Raw genomic sequence first — 21,489 nt, forward strand, 5'->3', positions numbered from 1 at the left:
TGACGGAATAGCTGCATTCTTACTCGCATGTTTGCAGGAGACACGACGCATGGCCGAACGGATGTTGCAGTTCGTCACCCACCCCCAGGTGCTTCCGGAGAAGCGCGATGCGGCTGAACGCCGTCAGGACTTCGGGGAGATTTATCGTGGGTTCGCGCGCAGCCGGGCGGAAGAGCAGGCGTCGCGGTGTTCGCAGTGCGGGATTCCGTTCTGCTCCGTGCATTGTCCGCTGGGGAACAACATTCCCGACTGGCTGAAGCTGACGGCTGAGGACCGGCTTGAGGAAGCGTATGAGATGTCGTCCGCGACGAATACGTTTCCGGAGATCTGCGGGCGGATCTGTCCGCAGGACCGGCTGTGCGAAGGCAACTGCGTCATCAACAAGGGCTTTGAAAGCGTCACCATTGGTGCTGTCGAGCGGTTCATTACGGAAAATGCGTTCGAGCAGGGTTGGGTGAAGCCGGCACTTCCGGATCGTGAACTTGGGCGCAGTGTTGGGATTGTGGGGTCTGGTCCTGCGGGGCTGGCCTGTGCGGAGCGGCTGCGGGCGCAGGGTTATGAGGTTCATGTCTATGAGCGTCAGGACCGTGTGGGTGGACTGCTGACTTACGGCATTCCGAGCTTCAAGCTGGAAAAACATGTGGTGGCGCGCCGTCATGCGTTACTGGAGGCGCAGGGGATCGTGTTCCATCTCTCCACGCCTGTTGGTTCTGGTGAAGGCGAGACGTCCCTTGAGGATCTGCGGGCGCGGCATGATGCGGTGTTTCTCGCGACGGGTGTGTATCGCTCGCGCGATGTGAAGGTGCCGGGGGCTGGTCTTGAGGGTGTTGTCGATGCGATCGACTTCCTGACGGCGTCCAACCGCCGGGGTTATGACGAGGATCCGGGCGAGGATGCGGTGCTTCATGCGAAGGGCCGTCGGGTTGTGGTTATTGGCGGTGGTGACACGGCCATGGACTGCGTGCGCACGTCGATCCGTCAGGGTGCTGAGCGTGTGACCTGTGTTTACCGCCGGGACCGGGCGAATATGCCGGGATCGCGGCAGGAAGTTTACAATGCCGAGGAAGAAGGTGCGCAGTTCGAATGGCTGGGCTCGCCTGAGGCATTTCTCGGTGATGGCAGCGTGTCGGGCGTACGGGTTCTGAAGATGCGACTGGGGGCTCCGGATGCGTCGGGGCGCCGGTCCATCGAGGGCACGGGGCAGCATGACGTGATTGAGGGCGATCTGGTCATCAAGGCTCTGGGCTTTGATCCTGAGGATCTGCCGGGGCAGTTCGCGGCTCCTGATCTGGCTGTGACGCGCTGGGGCACGCTAACGGTGCCGCCGGGTGGCTTTGAGACGAGCTTGCCGGGTGTGTTCGCCGGGGGCGATATCGTGCGCGGAGCGAGCCTTGTCGTCTGGGCGATCAAGGACGGCCGGGATGCGGCCGATGCGATCCATCATCATCTGACTGAAACAGTAACCGGTTCTCTGGAGGCCGCGGAATGACACAGAATAACGATTTCATCCGCGAGTATGCCGAGAATGTCGAGCGTCTGAAGGGGCTGTATGACCCGTCGCAGGAGCGCGATTCCTGTGGTGTGGGTCTGGTCGCGGCGCTGGACGGCAAGCCGTCGCGCAGTGTGGTTCAGGCAGGCATCGAGGCGCTGGGTAATATCTGGCATCGCGGTGCGGTCGATGCCGATGGCAAGACCGGCGATGGTGCGGGCATTCATGTAGAAATTCCGCAAGATTTCTTTGCCGAGGCGATCCATAACAGTTCCAGCGACGATACGATTGATGGTCGTATCGCAGTGGGTATGGTGTTCCTGCCCAAGACCGATCTGGGCTCGCAGGAGCGGGGCCGCCAGATCATTGAGACGGAGATCCTGAACTTCGGTTACGGGATCTATGGCTGGCGTCAGGTGCCAATCGATACGGCGTGTATTGGCGAGAAGGCCAACCAGACGCGGCCGGAAATCGAGCAGATCATGATCCGCAACCGGCTTGGCCGGTCCGAGGACGAGTTCGAGCGCGACCTGTATGTGCTGCGCCGGCGGATCGAGAAGCAGGCGACGGCGCAGCAGGTTGATCTGTATGTGTGTTCGATGTCCTGCCGCTCGGTAATCTACAAGGGCATGTTCCTTGCTGAAAACCTGACGGATTTTTATCCGGATCTGCTGGATGAGCGGTTTGTGTCGCGGTTTGCGATCTACCACCAGCGGTATTCGACCAATACGTTCCCGACCTGGAAGCTCGCCCAGCCGTTCCGCAAAGTGGCGCATAACGGCGAGATCAACACGATTTCGGGCAATACGAACTGGATGCGCTCGCATGAAACGCGGCTCGCCCATCCGGATCTGGACCCGTACATGGCGGATCTGAAGCCTGTGGTGCAGGCTGCGGGTTCCGATACGGCGGTTCTGGACAATGTGTTTGAACTGCTGACATTCGCTGGGCGGGATGCGCCTATGGCGAAGACGATGCTGGTACCGGCATCGGCGGGCGCGAACTCCGCGATGTCCGATGCGGCGCGGTCGTTGTTTCGGTATTGTAATGCGGTGATTGAGCCGTGGGATGGTCCGGCGGCGTTGTGTGCGACGGATGGGCGTTGGGTTGTGGCCGGGCTGGATCGCGCCGGGCTGCGTCCGCTGCGATATAGCATCACGCAGGATGGTCTGCTCATCGTGGGCTCCGAGACGGGGATGGTCCGGGTGCCGGATGCGCGGGTTAAAAGCCGCGGGCGCCTTGGTCCAGGGCAGACGCTTGCGCTGGATCTGAAGGAAGGGCGGCTTTACCAGTCTGAAGAGTTGCTCGAGATGCTGGCGTCACGTCAGGATTTCCAAGGCTGGGTGAAGCGCATCCGCGATATCGAGCCGATCGTGCGCGATGTTGTGGAGCCTGAGGCGCTGGACGCCGATCTGCTGCGGAGGCATCAGGTCGCGGTCAGTCTGACGCATGAGGAGCTGGAGACCATTCTGCACCCGATGGTGGAGAATGCGGCCGAGGCTCTGGGGTCGATGGGCGATGATACGCCGCTTCAGGTGTTGTCCACGATCTATCGCGGGTTGGCGCATTATTTCCGTCAGGGGTTCAGTCAGGTAACGAATCCGCCGATCGACTCCCTGCGCGAGACGCGAGTGATGAGCCTGATTACGCGGCTGGGTAATCTGGGGAACATTCTCGACCAAGCGCCGGAGCAGTGCGATCTGTTGCAGTTGCCGAGCCCGGTTCTGACGATTGGTGAGTTTGACGAACTGCGGAAGGTCTGCGGCGAGAATGCTGGCGTGATCGACTGCACTTTCCCGGCCGAAGAGGGCGAGGAAGGTCTGCGGGCGGCGATTGCCTCCATCCGGGCGCAGGCGGAAGATCATGTTCGCGGCGGATGCACGCATCTGTTCCTGACGGACGACAATACGGATGCAACGCGGGTTGCGATTCCGATGATCCTCGCGACCGCGGCCGTGCATATCCATCTGGTGCGTAATTCGCTGCGGACGTTCACGTCGCTGAACGTGCGGACGTCCGGGGCGATCGACGTGCATGCGATTGCCGTCACGATTGGTGTTGGTGCGACGACGGTGAATCCGGCGCTGGCGCAGTATTGCGTGGCGGACCGGCTGCGGCGCGGGCTGTTCGGCAAGATGTCGCTGCGTGAGGCGATGGAGCGGTATCGCAAGGCCGTGGATAAGGGCCTGCTCAAGATCATGTCCAAGTCGGGCATTTCGATCATTTCGGCCTATCGTGGCGGGTATAATTTCGAGGCGATCGGGCTGTCCCGCGCGCTGGTGGCGGAGTTTTTCCCGGGCATGCCGTCGCGGATTTCGGGGATTGGTCTGCCGGGAATTGCGCGTAACATCCTTGGAGCTCATGCCGCCGCGTGGAACCGGAAGGTTGAGGCGTTGCCAGTTGGCGGGCGTTACAAGCTGCGGCGTCAGGGTGAGACGCATGCGTTCTCAGGGCAGCTTGTGCATATGCTTCAGAGTGCGGTGACGGCGAACAGCTTCACGCTGTATCGGCGTTATGCGGATGCGGTGCGTCAGATGCCGCCGGTGGCGCTACGTGATCTGCTGGATTTCAAGCCGCTTCATGCGCCGGTTCCGGTGGATGAAGTGGAGAGCATCACGCAGATCCGCCGTCGTCTGGTGGCACCAGGAATTTCGCTGGGCGCTCTGAGCCCCGAGGCGCATGAGACGCTGGCGATTGCCATGAACCGGATTGGTGCGAAGTCCGATTCCGGTGAGGGTGGCGAGGATGCCGAGCGCTCCAAGCCGCGTCCGAACGGGGACAATGCGTCTTCGGCCATCAAGCAGGTGGCGTCCGGGCGTTTTGGCGTGACCGCGCAGTATCTGAACGACTGCCGCGAGATCGAGATCAAGATGGCGCAGGGTGCGAAGCCCGGCGAGGGCGGGCAGCTTCCGGGCTTCAAGGTGACGGAACTGATCGGGCGTCTGCGTCATGCGACGCCGGGGGTCACACTGATTTCGCCGCCGCCGCATCACGACATCTATTCGATCGAGGATCTGGCGCAGCTTATTTACGATCTCAAGCAGATCAATCCGACGGCGACTGTTACGGTCAAGCTGGTGGCGCGGACAGGCATCGGCACGATTGCCGCCGGTGTGGCGAAGGCCAAGGCGGATGCGATCCTGATTTCCGGCCATTCGGGAGGGACGGGTGCGAGCCCGCAGTCTTCGATCCATTATGCGGGTCTGCCGTGGGAAATGGGGCTGTCGGAGGCGCATCAGGTGCTGATGCTGAACCGGCTGCGTCATCGTCTGGTGCTGCGGACGGATGGTGGCATCAAGACGGGCCGCGATGTTGTTATGGCGGCGATGCTGGGTGCGGAAGAGTTCGGTATCGGCACGGCCGCACTTGTGGCGATGGGCTGTATCATGGTGCGCCAGTGCCACTCCAACACCTGTCCGGTGGGTGTGTGTGTGCAGGACGAAAAGCTGCGGGAGAAGTTCGGGGGATCGCCGGAGAAGGTTATCAATCTGTTCACGCTGATTGCGGAAGACATCCGGCATATTCTGGCGGATCTGGGCGTGCGGTCGCTTGAAGAGGTGATCGGGCGGACGGACATGTTGCGCCAGGTGTCGCGTGGTGCGGATTATCTGGATGATCTGGATCTGAACTCCCTGCTGGTTCAGGCCGATCCGGGTGAGCATGCGCGGTTCTGCACCCGTGAGGGGCGTAACGAAGTGCCGGAGACGCTGGACGGGCAGATCATCCCGGATGCGACGGCGCTGTTCGAACGTCGGGAGAAGCTGCATCTGCATTACACGGTGCAGAATACGCATCGTGCGATCGGCACGCGGGTTTCGGGGTTGATTACGCGCAAGTTCGGCATGAAGGAGCTTCCGGAAGGGCAGCTTACGCTCTCGCTGCGCGGGTCTGCCGGGCAGTCTCTGGGGGCGTTTGGTGTGCAGGGGCTCAAGATCGAGGTCGAGGGCGATGCCAACGACTATGTCGGCAAGGGGCTTTCGGGGGCGACGATTGTTGTTCGCAAGTCACCGTCGGCGCAGTGGGCGTCCGAGCAGAGCGCGATCATTGGCAATACGGTTCTGTACGGGGCGACGGCGGGGACGCTGTTTGCGGCCGGGCAGGCGGGTGAGCGCTTTGCGGTCCGTAACTCGGGGGCGACGGCCGTGGTTGAGGGCTGTGGCTCGAATGGCTGTGAATACATGACGGGTGGGACGGTCGTGATCCTTGGGGAGACGGGCGACAATTTCGGCGCCGGTTTCACGGGGGGCATGGCTTATGTGCTGGACGTGAAGGGGCGGTTCGAGGCGCAGATCAACCCGGATACGGTGATCTGGAACCGTGTGCCGGCTGGCAGTCGCTGGGATCAGGAACTGCGCGTGCTCGTGGAACGTCATGTAGCGGAGACGGGCAGTACTTATGCTGCGGATCTGCTGCATTGCTGGGAGCAGACGCTGGAGCGGTTCTGGCATGTTGTGCCGCGCGATTATGCGCGGATCATCGGCTACGTTCAGGAAGACCTGTCCCAGCTTTCGGCCTGAACAAGCGTTTTACCCCTGTCTGGTTACCTCTGTCTGGGACGGAGTTTCAGGCAGGGGCGTTCCACAAGGTGCCATGACAGGATCGCGCCGCCGAGGGTGGTGAGGATCGTGAGGAGCAGGGCGTATCTGCGTCCGAGGCCGTAGCGGGTTTGAAGGTCGCTCACCATCATCACCAGCGGGAGATGGCACAGATAGAGCGCGTAGCTGTGGGTGCTGATGCTGCGGACTGCCGGGCCGATCAGGGGCGGCAGGGTTCGCAGGCGCATCATGGCGGGCATGCACAGGGCATAGCCCAGTCCCATGACATCAAATGAAGCCATGGCGCTGAAGCGCGGGGGCCAGAGTGCACCATCTCCGGTATTGCGCCACCAGACGGTGAGCACGATCGCCGTGCCTGCGATGGCGAGCAGTGTGCTGTAGCGGGTGACGGCGGGTCTGTACCTGTAAAGCCAGGCGGCGGCGATGCCCCATGCAATTGAGTCGAAGCGGCAGGGGACGATTTTGCTGGTGACTTCGTCCCAGTTGACGTCCGTGGGGAGCGAGAGGCGCCAGCAGAGCGGGACGATGAAAAAGGCCGCGAGTGTGGTTCCGAAGGCTGTGGCGGGTTTGATCCGGCAGGCGAGGAGCGTGAGGAGCAGGGCGGGGAAGGCGATGTAGAACCATTCCTCCACGCAGAGCGACCAGGTGGCGCCGTACCAGTTCGAGACCATGGGCCAGCCGAGATTTTGTGTCAGGGTCAGGAACCAGGGCAGGGCGTGGCGGGCTTCGTCCCATGGCACGCCGTAAGGGCCGAAATACGCGAGTGGGATGAGTAGCGCGAATAGCCAGAAATAATAGGCGGGCAGGGTGCGCAGCCAGCGGCGGAGCAGGAAGATGCCCCAGCCTTTCACGGATGTTCTGCGTTCCAGCAGGCCCAGCATGATCGTGCCGATCAGGAAGCCGCTGAGGACGAAGAACAGCATGACGCCATAGAAGCCGAGCACGGCCAGGTGAAACGGGAGGGGCTGGTGCCACCATGCACAGAACAGGCTTCCGTCATGGCAGATCAGGACATCGAGAATGGCGACCGTGCGGACCAGGTCGGGGCCTGCGATTCGTTCGCGCAGGTTTTCAAAGGATGTCAGCGGAACGGATGCCTGAGGAGGGTATATTTGCATGAAGTGGCGGGAGATCCGGAGTTGCGGGCTTTGCGGCGGTTTTACACTACGGTTTTGTCATCAACATCCCGTTTGACGGGGGGGATTGTGGCTTTAAGGTCAGGATATGACCATGCTCTTTTCTGCCGTTGATGGCACATCGAATGCGTCCTCCGAGGAGCAGATGCCTCCCCGTTGGGATCTCTCTGATCTTTATGCGTCGCCGGAAGATCCGGTGCTGGCTTCGGATTTTGATCGCTGGGCCGGGGCGGCGCGCAGTTTCTGCGAAACGTACAAGGGGCGCCTGGAGACGCTGAAGGGTGCGGAGCTGGCGAAGGCGTTTGCGGAATACGAAGCGATCGAGGAGGGCTTGGGGAAGATTGGATCTTTTTCCAGCCTTGGCTTTGCGGCGCATACGACTGATCCGGTCTGGGGGCGGTTTGCACAGGGCGTGCAGGAGCGGATGACGGAGGTGGCCTCCGATCTGATGTTCTTTACGCTGGAGCTGAACCGCATTCCCGACGAGACGCTGGCGCTGATCTGCGAGGCGCAGGAAATGCACAAATGGGGTGCGTATCTGCGGGATCTGCGGATGTACCGGCCGTATCAGCTTTCCGATGAGGTCGAGCAGGTGCTGATGGACAAGTCGGTGACGGGGCGTAATGCCTGGAACCGGTTGTTCGATGAGACCATGGCGACGCTGAGTGTCACGATTGACGGTGAGGAAAAGCCGCTGGGCGAGGCGTTCAATCTGCTGACGAATGCGGATCGTACGAAGCGCGAGGCTGCGGCGCAGCAGATCAGTGCGGTGCTGGGCGAAAATTCGCGCCTGCTGACGATGATTACCAACACGCTCGCCAAGGACAAGGCGATCGGGGACAAGTTGCGGGGTTATCCGCGCCCGACGAGTTCGCGCAATCTGGCGAATATGGTCGAGGACGAGGTTGTCGATGCGCTGGTTGGCGCGGTGGACGAGGCTTATCCCCGACTGGCGCATCGGTATTATGCGCTCAAGGCGAAGTGGCTTGGGCTTGAGACGCTGGAGCATTGGGACCGCAATGCGCCGCTTCCGGGTGTGGACGTGCGCAAGATTGACTGGGAGCAGGGCAAGGAGATCGTGCAGAATGCCTATGCCGGGTTTGATCCTGCGCTGGGTGAGATCGTTCAGAAGTTCCTGACGCATCCGTGGATTGATGCTGCTCCGGTCGCGGGGAAGTCTTCGGGGGCTTTCTCCCATTCCTGTGTGCCTTCGGTTCATCCGTATATTCTGATGAACTATCGCGGGCAGCCGCGTGACGTCATGACGCTGGCGCATGAGCTGGGGCATGGCGTGCATCAGACGCTCGCTGGGAAGGCGCAGGGCTATCTGAACGCGTCTACGCCGCTGACGCTGGCGGAGACGGCCTCGGTGTTCGGCGAGATGCTGACGTTCCAGTCGCTGCTGGATGCGGAGAGCGACCCGAAGCGTCGCCGTCACATGCTGGCGGCGAAGGTCGAGGATATGCTGAACACGGTTGTCCGGCAGATTGCGTTCTACCAGTTCGAAGTGAAGGTTCATGACGAGCGGGCGAAGGGTGAACTTTCGCCGGAGCGTCTGGGAGAAATCTGGCGTGAGGTTCAGGTGCGGAGTCTCGGCCCTGTATTCCACTTCACACCGGATTATGATCTCTACTGGTCCTATATCCCGCATTTCGTGCATTCGCCGTTCTATGTTTATGCGTATGCTTTCGGGGATTGTCTGGTGAATGCGCTTTATGGCGTTTATCAGGAAAAACCTGAGGGTTTTGCTGCGAAATATCGCACCATGCTCGAAGCGGGCGGGACGCTGCGTCACAAGGAACTGCTTGCGCCGTTCGGACTTGATGCGACAGATCCGGGTTTCTGGCGTAAAGGACTGGATGTGATCTCGGGGCTGATTGATCAGCTCGAGCAGGAGGACTGAGGAGCATCATGGCGAGGGATCTCGACAACACCGGTCTCATGGGGGAGCTGCGTCGCATGGCGCGGACCTCCGGCGCGGTCGGCGGTATTGCGGCACGGATGGCAGGTAACCGTCTGGGCTTCAAGACGGACAAGGGCGTTCATGCAGAGGGCCTGAAGTCGGCGTTGGGAAACCTCAAGGGGCCGCTGATGAAGGCGGCCCAGCTTCTCTCGACTATTCCTGGTGCGTTGCCGGATGAGTATGCCGAAGAGCTGGCGCATCTGCAGTCCAATGCGCCGCCGATGGGCTGGAGCTTTGTACGCCGTCGCATGCAGGCTGAGCTTGGAGCTGGTTGGGAAAAGCATTTCCGTTCCTTCAGCCATGAGGCCGTGGCGGCGGCGTCGCTTGGGCAGGTGCACCGGGCGCGTCTGGTCGATGGGCGCGAGGTGGCGTGCAAATTGCAGTATCCGGACATGCAGGCGGCGGTGGATTCAGATCTGCGGCAGTTCCGGGCCGCGCTGGGTCTTTACAAGCAGTTCGAGACGACGATCCGGCAGGACGAGGTTTATACAGAACTTGCGGACCGGCTGCGCGAAGAGTTGGATTACCGTCGGGAAGCGAGCCATTTGCGGCTGTATCGGGACATGCTTTCCGAGACGCCTGAGGTGACGGTTCCGGCGCCGGTTGAGGAACTGTCTACCGGGCGGCTGTTGACGATGGACTGGGTGAGCGGGCGTAGCATGCGGACCGTTCTGGGTGAGAACCTGCCGCTGGAGGATCGCAATGCGATGGCCACGGCGCTGTTCAAGGCCTGGTACACGCCGGTCTATCGTTACGGTGTCATTCACGGCGATCCGCATATGGGCAATTTCACCGTGCGGGATGATTATGGTTTGAACCTGCTGGATTTCGGGGCTGTTCGGATTTTCTCGCCGCGTTTTGTGGAGGGGATCATTGATCTGTTCAAGGCGCTGCGGGAGAATAACGAGGAACTGGCGTTCCACGCTTACAGCAAGTGGGGATTTGTCGGGATTTCGCGTGAGACGGCGAGTGTCCTGAATGAATGGGCGCGGTTCTTCTACCGGCCGCTGATGACGGATCGTGTGTGCTCCATGCAGGAGAGCAATGATCCGGCGGAGGCGCGTCAGGTTCTGGAGAAGGTCTATGACGGGCTGAAGCGGACGGGCGGTGTGAAGCTGCCGCGTGAGTTCGTGCTGATGGATCGTTCGGCGATCGGGCTGGGGAGTGCGTTCCTGCGTCTGGAGGCGCGGCTGAACTGGCATAAGATGTTCGAGGAGCTGATCGAGGGCTTCGACGTGAACGTGCTGGCAGCGCGTCAGAAAGAGGCTCTGGTGAAGGCGAAGGTGCCGCCGGCGCTATCTTCGCTCTGAGGGTTTGGGGTTCATGGAATAAAGGGCGCTTTCTTTGTGGGAAGCGCCCTTTATTATTGGTGTCATGGCTTGGGGATGTGCTTGGGACGTGACTGGATCAGAACTGTGCTGCGACGGTTCCGAAAAATTCGCGCGGGGCTGCGACGAACAGGTTGGCGTTGTCGTCACCCGCTACGGATGCTGCGCCATAGACGCCACCGATATAGTTCTGGTTGTACAGGTTGGTGATTCCGAAGGAGGTCTTCAGGCTCTGGGCGAAGCCGACCTTGCCGAAATCGTAAGCAACGTTGAGGTTTGATGTCCAGTAAGCCGGGATCTGCTCATCGTTGGTGTAGGTCATTTGACGTGCGCTTGTGTACGTCGTGTTGAAGTTGAAGGTTGCGTGGTGCCACGTGTAGCTCACGTCAGCCTTGTACATGAACTTCGGGTAGTAGACCTGCTGCTTGCCTTTGATGTTAACGTAACCACCGTTATACGGCAGATGCGTGTCTTCGTAGGTGGCATCGTTCCAGCTGAAGCTGTTGGTGATGGCCAGACCGGGCAGTGGACGGAACGTACCGGCGACGTCTGCGCCGTTCATGGTTTCACGACCTACATTCATGAATGAACTGTAGGTGTTGCCAGTTGATCCGCTGGTGATGGCGGCAAGGCGGTTATAGTAATCGGTGTGGTAAAAATCGGCACTTCCGGAGAAAAAGTGGGAGTTGAACCGGTATCCGACCACGTAATTCCAAGTACGCTCGGGGCGCAGGGATTTTTTGTTTTCGTCAAAGACCGTCTGTGCGGGGTTGGAGGCGCTTCCGAGGCCGGACCAGGGTGAGCCGCTGGAGCTCTGGGCCGAGTAGTCATAGGCGCGCATGTTTTCAGCGATATCGAAATAGACTTCGTGCTGATTGAGGAAGTGGTAGTCAAAGTTGAAATGCGGGAGGAATGCGTTCGCGGCTGTCAGGTTGCCGGAAGCAGGGTGGCTGTAATAGACGCCCCATGAAGAGAGCGTGCTGGTGTTATCGACGCTGGTTCCACCATGTGTTGTCTGCAGCAGGGAGCGGAAGCCTGCTTCAACGGTCATGCCCGGAATGATCTGGTATGTGTCCTGCAGATAGAACTGGAACGTGTTGGTGTTGAAGGAATCAGCCCACCAGGTCGTGCCGTTTTTGAAGTCGGCGATGGAAGAATGCGGTGTATTGACGCCGTCTTCATACATCATCATCGGGTAGTTGAAGCGATCGTTCTCGTACCAGATGCCGGTCTTGATATCGTTGTGATGACCGGCATGGATGTCGAAGTTCTGGACGAAGCCCAGACGTCGGACGTCGGGATGACCGGTTTCCATCGCCATCGGGACCTGTGAGGTCGGCGAGATCAGGAACGGGTTGGTGGCGCTGTAATCACCGTTCGAGACATGCGCGTAGGCGATTGTCTTGGATGTCACGTTGGGGAAGAGCTGGAATTCGCCCGTGATGGCTGAGAGGTAGTTTCTCTGGGTCTGGGTGCCGTCATAGGCGTAATCGCCGATTTCGTCGTTCGACAGAACGCCTTCAAGACCAGCGGGGACACCGCCATTCTGGGCGTAATAGGCGTATTCCTTGGCGAGGGCGTAATTGGGTTTCAGATAGGTCGTGTTGCGTCCCATCTTCTGCCACATGTTCTTCGTCAGGCTGAGGTAGTTGTACTGCTCGAAATTCGAGTAGTCGAAGACAGCCGTGATCTTGCCGCGGTCACCGACGGGCTGGACCAGTTTGAAATTGGCCTGCTGCTCCTGCTGGTCCCCGTATCCTTTCCAAAGATCCTGATCCGTGCGGGCATAGGCGGCGTAGAATTTGGTGCCGCTGGCGTTCAGCTTGCCACTGTCGACCCGGCCGAAGGTTCTGAAGCCGTTATAGCTGCCGAAGAGCTGGCTGATCTGACCGCCGGCTTTGTCGGACGGATCCGCTGAGGTGAAGGTGATGGCGCCGCCGAGGGTCTGTGCCGAGGGTGTGTCCAGAGCGCCTGCGCCCTGGGACATGGTCAGGCTGCTGATGTTTTCCTGGATTTCCATCTGGTCGACACCGAGGCCGTTCCAGTTATGGAAGCCCTGGCCGCCCATCGGGATGCCGTCGAGCGAGACGCCGAGCTGGGTCTGGTTGAAACCGCGGACATAGAGGGTGTTGGCGACCGTATCGAGACCGAAAGCGTCATCGGAGGCGAAGTTCGCGCCGGGTGTTGTGAGGGCGAGGATCTGCATCGGGCTGGTGCCGGCGACGAAGTGATCCATCGTTTCTCGTGTGACGACTTCCACCGCGCTGTGAGAGCCTCTGCGCTGTGCATGAATGGTCATGTCTTCGGAGCCGGATGCCACTTCTACGTGTTTGTGGGTACGGGCAGGCTGCGTGCGGTGTGCGGGCGTTGTGGTCCGGCTGTGATTCGAACGATGCGGATGCGTTTTATGACTGGTAGTTGCGGCGTGAGTCGGGCTGATCAGAAGGCCGATCAACGCGACACCGGATAAGAGATATCGTCCCAAGTCTGAATGCACGGGTTGGTCCCAATTCTTGTCCAAGTAAATCCTGAAAGTCACGCTACGTCATAAAAATGAAATATCACAAGATATTTGCCGAAAAAATCGCGCAGTTTTTCCGTTATGTTTCATAAATACATCACCTTCCGCCTCAGTTCAGTAGGAAGGAGGGGCGTTGTTTTTTATGAATACAGTTAAATATATAGTCTGTATTCAAGTGGAATGATTTTTATTAATTTCATTATTGAAAACAAATTCTTGAAAGAATTTTAATTTATACCAGCACGAATGGCGTCGGTTTGTAATGAGAGCGTTCTATTTTCGTATACGATTTCTTGGAAGCTCTTTGAAATCCGCTCTGGGAGACGGTTTTTTCTGTGGAATGAAGTCTGACGCGGGGAGAAGACTTGACCCGGTGATCAGCCGGGTCGGGATTGGGTGCCTGCGGGGGTACCGGGTAGGGGTACTGAAAAAAACAGTTCAGAAATATCAAGCGAAAATCAGAAGATTTCCTTGATCAGATCGTTGCCGATGCTGAATCCGGCACCGGCTTCGACAGAGCGGGCGAATCCGGAATTGAGGATGTTCGAAATGAAATTGTTGTCCGGTACGGACTGGACCGGCTGGACGGGGGCCTGCTCTGTCGGGGCCTGATAGGTGGGTTGTGTACTGTAGTCCGGTTGGGCATTGGCGAGGGCTGCGTGGAGCTGTTGCAGGAGGTTTGTGACCTGCTGCTGTTCGGCTTGGAAGGCGAGGGCGAGTTCGCGCAGGTCGAGGGACCATTCGCGGGCCTGCATGTCGCCGGTCTGGGCGGCGGCCTGCATTTTGGACCCCAGGGCCTGAAGGGCCTGGGCGGACTGCTGGGCCTGTTGCTGAAGTTGAGTGTAGGTCTGCTCGATTGTCTGGACGTCCATGACGGTTCTTTCTTCAGAGATGCAGGAGTGTTGATACCTCTGGGGAACGAGTCTCTCCATCCCTTTCAGCAATAAGTTGTCATAAAGATACGCAGGTGGAATGCTGTCTTTATGGAAGAGGGTAGGGAAGGCTCTTGCTGTCCGTGATGCGCTTTCCCATCTTGGCATGATGGCCATAAAAGAATCCTCGTCCGTCCGTAATGCGACTGCAATGCCGATGACCCAGTTTTTGCCGGAGCGGCAGCCTGCGAAAGCGAAGACGCGTAAATTCGTTGTTAAATCGGATTACGAGCCGGCGGGCGATCAGCCGACGGCGATTGCGGAGCTTGTGCAGGGCGTTGAGGGCGGTGAGCGGGACCAGGTCCTGCTTGGCGTTACGGGCTCGGGCAAGACGTTCAGTATGGCGAAAGTCATTGAGGCGACGCAGAAGCCGACGCTTATTCTTGCGCCCAACAAGACGCTAGCGGCGCAGCTTTATGGGGAGATGAAGCAGTTCTTCCCGGATAATGCGGTCGAGTATTTCGTGTCTTACTACGATTACTACCAGCCGGAGGCGTATGTGCCGCGGTCGGACACGTATATCGAGAAGGACAGCCAGATCAACGAGCAGATCGACCGGATGCGCCATGCCGCCACGCAGGCTCTGCTGGAGCGTAATGATGTTATTATCGTGGCGTCCGTCTCCTGTATTTACGGTATCGGATCAGTTGAGACGTATTCGAAAATGGTGGTGCGGCTTGAGGTTGGCGGGTCCATTGACCGCGAGCGGCTGATCAAGGCGCTGGTGGAGTTGCAGTACCGACGCAATGATGCAGCGTTCGAGCGCGGGACGTTCCGGGTGCGGGGCGAGCAGATCGATATTTTCCCGGTGCAGAACGAGGACCGGGCCTGGCGCGTGTCGCTGTTTGGCGATGAGATCGACCAGATTGTGGAGTTCGATCCGCTGACGGGGAACAAGACGGCGGATCTGGCGGAAATCAGCGTTTATGCGAACTCGCATTACGTGACGCCGCGGCCGACGCTCAATCAGGCGATGATCGGGATCAAGAACGAGCTTCGCGGACGCCTTGAGCAGTTCACTGAGGATGGAAAGCTGCTGGAGGCGGAGCGTCTGTCGCAGCGCACCACGTTCGATCTGGAAATGATCGAGACGACGGGTGCGTGTAAGGGGATCGAGAACTACTCGCGCTATTTGTCCGGGCGTGGTCCGGGTGATCCGCCGCCCACTCTGTTCGAATATCTGCCAGAAGATGCGCTGCTGATCGTGGATGAAAGTCACGTCACGGTACCGCAGATTGGCGGGATGGAGCGTGGGGACAGGGCGCGGAAAAGCGTGCTGTCAGATTATGGGTTCCGTCTGCCGTCTTGCATCGACAACCGTCCGCTGGCCTTCGGGGAGTGGAATGCGTTTCGGCCGCAGTCGATTTTCGTCTCCGCGACGCCGGGGCCGTGGGAAATGGAGCAGACAGGCGGTGTGTTTGCCGAGCAGATCATTCGTCCGACGGGGCTGATTGATCCGGTGACGGATGTGCGGCCGGTCGAGGGGCAGGTTGATGACCTGCTGCATGAATGTCGGGATGCGATCAGCAAGGGCGGGCGCGTTCTGGTCACGACGCTGACCAAGCGGATGGCCGAGGATCTGACGGACTATCTGGGCGAAGCCGGCATCAAGGTCCGGTATCTGCATTCGGATGTGGATACGCTGGAGCGGATTGAGATCATTCGTGATCTGCGGCTTGGGGCGTTTGACGTTCTGGTGGGGATTAACCTGCTGCGTGAGGGACTGGATATTCCGGAATGTTCGGTCGTGGCCATTCTGGATGCGGACAAGGAAGGGTTCCTGCGGTCCAAGACGTCGTTGATCCAGACGATCGGGCGTGCGGCGCGCAACGTCGATGGGCGTGTGCTGCTCTATGCGGACAAGATGACGGACAGTCTGAAATACGCGATCGAGGAGACGGCGCGGCGTCGGGCCAAGCAGACGGAATGGAACGAGGCGCACGGGATTACGCCGATGACGGTGCGCTCGAAGATTGGCGATGCGCTGTCGTCGGTGTTCGAGCAGGACTACGTGACGGTGGCGCCGGACGGGTCTGGTGATACGGAGCAGTTTGTTGGCAAGTCGCTGCCGGCGACGATCCAGGATCTGGAAAAGCGGATGCGGGAGGCTGCGGCCAATCTCGACTTTGAACAGGCTGCGCGTCTGCGCGACGAGGTCAAGCGTCTGGAGGCGATCGATATGGGGCTGGAGCCGCCACCGATTGCGTCCTCGACTGCCGGGCGGCCGGGAGCGCGGAAGGCGCCGAAGACGCCTGTGCCGCTGGGGCCTGGTGGGGGCGGCTACGATCCGGCGAAGAAGAAGCGTGGCCGGGGGCGCTGATCCGGGCCATACGGTCTTTTCGTTTTTTGGACGTGGTTGGTTTTTTCAGGATCTGAACATGGGTTTTTCGTTGCGGGTTCCTGCGTTTTTGGCAGGTTGGGCGCATGGCTGAGAAGACGCCGCTGTCGCATTATCTGTCGCCGAAGGGGGCTGCCGTTATGCGCGCTGAGCTGAAAGAGCTGGCGCAGAAGGAGCGGCCGCGGATTGTGGAGATCGTGTCCTGGGCGGCGGGGAATGGCGATCGCTCAGAAAATGCGGACTATCAGTACGGCAAGCGCCGGTTGCGGGAGATCGACCGGCGGATGCGGTTTCTGGGCAAGCGGTTGGAAAATGCGGTGATCGTGGATCCTGCGGCCCAGACGACGCGGGATCGTGTGTTTTTCGGGGCGACCGTGACGTATGTGGACGAGGATGACGTCGAGCATACCGTGACGATCCTTGGCGTGGACGAGTCCGATCTGGTGCGCGGGGAGGTCAGTTTGGTGTCGCCTGTTGCGCGGGCGCTGATGCGGACGCGTGTGGGCGATGTTGCGATGTTGCAGACCCCGCGTGGGCCGGTCGAGATCGAGATTTTGAAGATTGTTTATCCGGTGGCTGCGGCGTCTTCTGACGAGAGCCATGCTTAAATCGTATGCTCGGTCGCGAGGGGCAGGGGCTGCCTGGTGGCGCGGACTGTAGCGGGAATATAGGCGTGTCTGCGGAGAGAGCGCTTTCTGCTTGTATTTCGAATTTTGCAGTCTGATGGGATGTTTTTTCGGCTGCGAGAGGTTGCTTCCTGTCGGAATCGCTACGCCGGACGGAGGGCTTGGAATATGGCGCGTCTTGAGGCGGTCAGGGGTGGGAATTTCGCAGAAGAGGGATTTTGAAAAACCGGGGCATGCGGTTACAGAGGACTGGACCACTCCTCTTTTCTCCCTGCCGGAGTTTTCCGATGTCCCGTTCTCTTCGCGTTGCTGTTCAGATGGATCCTCTGGAGTACGTCAATATTGATGGTGACTCCACGTTTGCGATGATGCTTGAGGCGCAGGCACGTGGCTATGAGCTGTGGGTTTATCCGGTGACGACGCTGAGTCTTGTCGAGGGGCAAGATAAAGGTGGGCGTGTGCAGGCCCGCGCGCGTCGTGTCGAGGTGCGGCGCGAGCGGGGCAATCATGCGACGTTCGGTGAGGAGCAGGTGCTGGACCTGGGGCAGACGGATGTGATCCTGATGCGCCAGGATCCGCCGTTCGACATGGGCTACATTACGGCTACGCATATACTTGAGCATGTGCATGGCGTGGGTGAGGGGCGGTCGCTGGTAGTGAATGATCCGGTGGCCGTGCGCAATGCGCCAGAAAAGCTGCTGGTGACGCATTTTCCACATCTGATGCCGCCGACGCTCGTGACATGGGATACGCGTGAAATTCTGGCGTTCCGCGAGAAGTATCAGGACATCATCGTCAAGCCGCTTTATGGCAATGGCGGATCGGGGATTTTCCGGATCAAGCCGGATGATGAGAATCTTGGTGCGTTGCTGGAGATGCATTTCGCGCGTTCGCGTGAGCCGCTCATGATCCAGCGTTACGAACCGGCCGTGCGTCAGGGTGACAAGCGCATCATCCTGGTGGATGGCGAGGCGATTGGCGCGATCAACCGGGTTCCAGCGACGGGTGAGGCGCGGTCGAACATGCATGTGGGCGGTCGGGCCATGAGCGTGGAACTGACGCCGCGGGACAGGGAAATCTGTGAGTCGATCGGGCCGTATCTGCGCGATCATGGCCTGATTTTCACAGGGATCGACGTGATTGGTAACTGGCTGACGGAAATCAACGTCACATCGCCGACCGGCCTGCAGGAGCTGGACCGTTTTGATGGGATCAACAGCGCCGGGCTAATCTGGGATGCGATCGAGCGGCGTGTTCTGGCCTAAGGCGCGCGGTCAGGATTGATCGTCTTTGGGCGGGGGCGTGTAGCTGAACGGAAGCTGGTCTTCGGAGGCATTGTCCTCGACGGGGACGGGGCGGTCTTTCCCGAGACGGTTGCTCAACCAGGCGATAACCTGCTGGCGGAAATACAGGAAATAAATCCCTGTCCAGATGATGAATGTGATCCCTACGAGGGAATAAATCAGCACTATTGTTCTCCTCGGGCCTGTCTGAAGCACCGCTTTGAAACGTCTTGCGCACTGCGTGTCTTGCCAGATGCATATCTGGGAGGGCAAGAAGGTGCCAATTGAACATGTTCCGGACAGCTCTGGCCTGCTGAGGGCCGGGCGGACAAAGAAGGTCGCATATCATCATGTCCTCAACCCTTTCCCCGCGTTCGGCACTGGACGCGGAAGCCGTCAAGACGGCTTATCGTCGATGGGCCCGCGTTTATGATACTGTTTTTGGCGGTATTTCGGGGTACGGACGTAAGAGAGCAGTGGCTGCGGTCAATGCCCTGCCAGGCGAGAGGGTTCTGGAAGTCGGCGTTGGAACGGGGCTGGCCCTGCCGTCCTATTCCCGCGACAAGCGGATCACGGGAATCGATCTCTCCGAAGACATGCTGGAGCGTGCACGCATCCGCGTTCTGCAGGACCATCTGACGAATGTGGATGACCTGCTGGAAATGGATGCAGAAGCCACGACGTTCGAGGACGACAGCTTCGATATTGCCGTTGCAATGTTCGTCGCCTCTGTCGTGCCGCATCCGGACCGGTTGCTGGCCGAGCTCAAGCGTGTCGTGAAGCCGGGTGGGCATATCCTGTTCGTCAACCACTTCCTGGCGACGGGCGGTCTGCGTCTCTCGGTCGAGCGGGGTATGGCCCGCGCGTCGCGTTCGCTGGGCTGGCATCCGGATTTTGCCATTGAATCGCTGCTGCCGCCGGAAGATCTGCGCCGCGCCACGCTGATGCCGGTTCCGCCGGCGGGGTTGTTTACACTCGTGACATTGCCGCAATGCGAGAGTAAAAGCGACGCAGCAGCCCTGGTCGCCTGATCGGCGTTTGGTTCCGCACCTGTGTCGGCGCCGAGTATTCCGACGCTCGCTGCGGTATTCCTAGTTCAGGGACCGACTACGAGATCATGACTTATCAGGCCGTCGATACTGCCCCAGCCCGTTCCAGCCGCCGAGTCGGAACGTCTTTCATTCTGCTGGCACTTTTTGCCGGTTTGCTGGGCGGGTCGTTGGCTCTGCCAATGCTTCAGACACATCCCACGAGTGGTCAGGCGTTTTGCCACGGTATTCTCATGACGTTCTTCGTCATGTGCCCTGCCGCGCTGGGTGGTTTTGGCCAGTGGCTTCTACCGTCTGCGCTGGGGATTAACCGGACGGTGCTTCGGGGCCTGACGATGGCCGGGTTCGGGTTTCTGTCTTCCGGGGTCGTGCTGCTTCCGGTTCTGCCGTTCGTAGCTCTGCTGTTGTGGTCGGTCGGGATCCTGGCTGTAGCGATTGATGTGATCACTACCTGTGTTGAGGGACGGACCTGCCGTTTCCGCGACATGTCGCCGCTGGCCTGGTCGCTGTTGGCGACCGCTTGCAGCGTTGTTCTCGTGGCGCCGGTTCTGGCAGCGGTTGTGACGCGCGGCATGATGGACGGGATTACAACCACGGCCCTGATCGAGACGCTGCATCTTCCGGAAACTGCTCTGATGCTGACGCCGGCTCTGGGGCTGGTGGCGTCAGCGCTGCTGTCGCGTTCTTCCGATGGGGGCGCTTCCTGGGTAGTGGCGCCTTATGTTTTTGGCATCATGGGTATTGGTGGTCCGCTGCTGTGGATGGACGGGCTTTATGGCTCGCTTCCCGCTGGCGTGACGGCCAGCCTTGTTGTTGTGACGCAGATCGTGCCGTCGATGGTGCTGATTTGTGCGCTGTGCCGGGATGTGTGGCAGCAGAAGCGGGATCTGGATGGTGCCGCACTCTGGGCGATTGGCAGCATTCTGCTTTTCACGGCGGGATGGCTGTCTGACTGGCTGCCGGGACATTCGGGCGATCATACGGCTGTGGCGTTCGGTGGTATCATGGCGCTTTGCGGCGGGTTCTATGCCTGGGTTGAGATGCTTCTGCCCCGTCGGATCCCCGTGATGATGAGCCGGCTGCACGCCGGGCTGATGTTGGTCGGGGCGTTCTGTTCGATCGTGCCGGGCGTTATGATCTATGGTGAGGTTCTTATGGGGATCAGTCTTCTGGCCTTTGGGCTGGTCGGGCTGTTCCTGCTGAGGGAGACCGGGCGTGCCCGGGTCTCGGCATGAGCGATACGGCAACGCCTCTGGCCCCTTCGGGGGTTTTTTCCGTTCCGGGCAAGGATGGTGATCCGTCCCTGCGTGAATGGTTGGCGCTTCTCAAGCCGCGCGTGATTTCACTGGTGGTGTTTACGGGCGCTGCGGGCATGGCTGTGGCGCCGCGCTGGCCGTCCATTCCCATCGGACTGATTACCATTCTGTGCATCTGTATCGGGGCAGGCGCCGCGGGTGCGATCAACATGTGGTATGATCGCGACATTGACGCGATTATGAAGCGGACGGTCGTGCGGCCCATTCCTGACGGGCGGATGCCGGAGCAGGCGGCGCTGGTTTACGGCGTTGTGCTGTCGGTTCTGTCCGTGGTGGTGCTGTGGCTGGCGACGAATGCGCTGGCGGCCGGCATCCTCGCATTCTCGATTTTCTTTTACAGTGTCATCTACACGATGTGGCTCAAGCGGAGCACGCCGCAGAACATTGTGATTGGTGGGGCTGCGGGTGCGTTCCCGCCGATGATCGGCTGGGCGGCGACCATGAACTCTATGGCTGTGCTGCCGGTGGCGATGTTTGCGATCGTCTTTCTGTGGACCCCGCCGCATTTCTGGTCGCTGTCACTTTATGCGTGCAAGGATTACGGCAAGGCGGGCATTCCGATGCTGCCGGTCGTGAAGGGTGCGCGTCATACGCGGTGGCAGATCCTGATATACACGTTCATTCTTACGGCCGTCTCACTGGTGCCGAGTTTCGTGCATGAGGTTGGGCTGACCTATACGGTTGTGACCAGTCTGCTGGATTTGGGATTTATTCTGTGTGCGTTCCGGGTCCTGCTGGATCAGCAGGATGCAGAAGGGGTGAGCCTCACGGCAGACAAGCCGGCGCGGTTCGCGTTTCGGTATTCGCTGGCCTATCTTTTCCTGCTGTTCTGCGGGCTACTGGTTGACCGGGTTCTGATCGGATGAGCATGACCACTGATATTGATCTTGCCCGCAAGCGGCGTCTGAGCCGGATTACGGGGATTGTTGGCGGTGTGGTACTACTGGCTGTC

14 protein-coding genes are annotated in these 21,489 nt (G+C 59.7%); 10 read left to right on the top strand and 4 right to left on the bottom strand.

Features of this window, described 5'->3' with window-relative positions; all coding sequences use genetic code 11:
- Positions 1–49 precede the first annotated feature (49 nt).
- Positions 50–1,489, top strand: a complete 1,440-nt coding sequence (locus IGS75_RS10650) for an NAD(P)-dependent oxidoreductase (protein WP_202256805.1) — start codon at positions 50–52, stop codon at positions 1,487–1,489.
- Positions 1,486–6,006 carry a glutamate synthase large subunit gene (gene gltB, locus IGS75_RS10655; RefSeq protein ID WP_202256806.1) on the top strand — a complete coding sequence of 1,507 codons (4,521 nt, stop codon included), beginning with the start codon at positions 1,486–1,488 and terminating at the stop codon, positions 6,004–6,006. The genes IGS75_RS10650 and gltB overlap by 4 nt, the downstream gene beginning before the upstream one ends.
- A 23-nt stretch (positions 6,007–6,029) precedes the next feature.
- On the opposite strand, the gene IGS75_RS10660 is transcribed toward gltB, so the two are convergent.
- A complete protein-coding gene (locus tag IGS75_RS10660; RefSeq protein ID WP_202256807.1) occupies positions 6,030–7,163 on the bottom strand; it encodes an acyltransferase family protein in 1,134 nt (377 codons plus the stop codon).
- Positions 7,164–7,275: 112 nt separating this feature from the next.
- On the opposite strand from IGS75_RS10660, the gene IGS75_RS10665 reads away from it, so the two are divergent.
- On the top strand, positions 7,276–9,084 hold the full coding sequence (locus IGS75_RS10665; RefSeq protein ID WP_202256808.1) for a M3 family oligoendopeptidase: 1,809 nt from the start codon (positions 7,276–7,278) through the stop codon (positions 9,082–9,084).
- An 8-nt stretch (positions 9,085–9,092) separates the two neighbouring features.
- The gene (locus IGS75_RS10670; protein WP_202256809.1) at positions 9,093–10,454 is read left to right on the top strand and encodes an ABC1 kinase family protein; all 1,362 of its coding nucleotides are present in this window, start codon (positions 9,093–9,095) and stop codon (positions 10,452–10,454) included.
- Positions 10,455–10,551: 97 nt separating this feature from the next.
- Here the strand turns inward: IGS75_RS10670 and IGS75_RS10675 are convergent, their stop codons facing one another.
- Both IGS75_RS10675 and IGS75_RS10680 read right to left on the bottom strand, forming a co-directional pair.
- Positions 10,552–12,771, bottom strand: a complete 2,220-nt coding sequence (locus IGS75_RS10675) for a TonB-dependent receptor family protein (protein WP_228123697.1) — start codon at positions 12,769–12,771, stop codon at positions 10,552–10,554.
- A gap of 680 nt (positions 12,772–13,451) precedes the next feature.
- Complete coding sequence (locus IGS75_RS10680; RefSeq protein WP_202256811.1) at positions 13,452–13,865, bottom strand: hypothetical protein; 414 nt, start codon at positions 13,863–13,865, stop codon at positions 13,452–13,454.
- A gap of 169 nt (positions 13,866–14,034) precedes the next feature.
- On the opposite strand from IGS75_RS10680, the gene uvrB reads away from it, so the two are divergent.
- The 3 genes from uvrB (at position 14,035) to gshB (ending at position 18,154) form a co-directional block, all read left to right on the top strand.
- Entirely contained in the window at positions 14,035–16,245 is a 2,211-nt protein-coding gene (gene uvrB / locus IGS75_RS10685) for an excinuclease ABC subunit UvrB (protein WP_408876495.1), read from the top strand.
- A gap of 104 nt (positions 16,246–16,349) precedes the next feature.
- Positions 16,350–16,871 (top strand): transcription elongation factor GreB, encoded by a 522-nt coding sequence (gene greB, locus IGS75_RS10690; protein ID WP_141349948.1) that lies wholly within the window; start codon positions 16,350–16,352, stop codon positions 16,869–16,871.
- Between the two features lie 305 nt (positions 16,872–17,176).
- Positions 17,177–18,154, top strand: a complete 978-nt coding sequence (gene gshB / locus IGS75_RS10695) for a glutathione synthase (RefSeq protein ID WP_141349950.1) — start codon at positions 17,177–17,179, stop codon at positions 18,152–18,154.
- A gap of 9 nt (positions 18,155–18,163) precedes the next feature.
- Here gshB and IGS75_RS10700 read toward each other — a convergent pair whose 3' ends face one another.
- A complete protein-coding gene (locus IGS75_RS10700; RefSeq protein ID WP_141349952.1) occupies positions 18,164–18,358 on the bottom strand; it encodes a hypothetical protein in 195 nt (64 codons plus the stop codon).
- Between the two features lie 164 nt (positions 18,359–18,522).
- On the opposite strand from IGS75_RS10700, the gene IGS75_RS10705 reads away from it, so the two are divergent.
- From IGS75_RS10705 to IGS75_RS10715, 3 genes are all read left to right on the top strand, one after another.
- A complete protein-coding gene (locus tag IGS75_RS10705; protein ID WP_141349954.1) occupies positions 18,523–19,203 on the top strand; it encodes a class I SAM-dependent methyltransferase in 681 nt (226 codons plus the stop codon).
- 86 nt (positions 19,204–19,289) lie between these two features.
- Entirely contained in the window at positions 19,290–20,456 is a 1,167-nt protein-coding gene (locus IGS75_RS10710; protein WP_141349956.1) for a cbb3-type cytochrome c oxidase subunit I, read from the top strand.
- The gene (locus IGS75_RS10715) at positions 20,453–21,403 is read left to right on the top strand and encodes a heme o synthase (RefSeq protein ID WP_202256812.1); all 951 of its coding nucleotides are present in this window, start codon (positions 20,453–20,455) and stop codon (positions 21,401–21,403) included. Before IGS75_RS10710 ends, IGS75_RS10715 begins: the two co-directional genes overlap by 4 nt.
- Positions 21,404–21,489: the final 86 nt, after the last annotated feature.

The sequence above is a fragment of the Gluconobacter sphaericus genome (genome assembly GCF_016757795.1).
Lineage (GTDB): Bacteria > Pseudomonadota > Alphaproteobacteria > Acetobacterales > Acetobacteraceae > Gluconobacter > Gluconobacter sphaericus.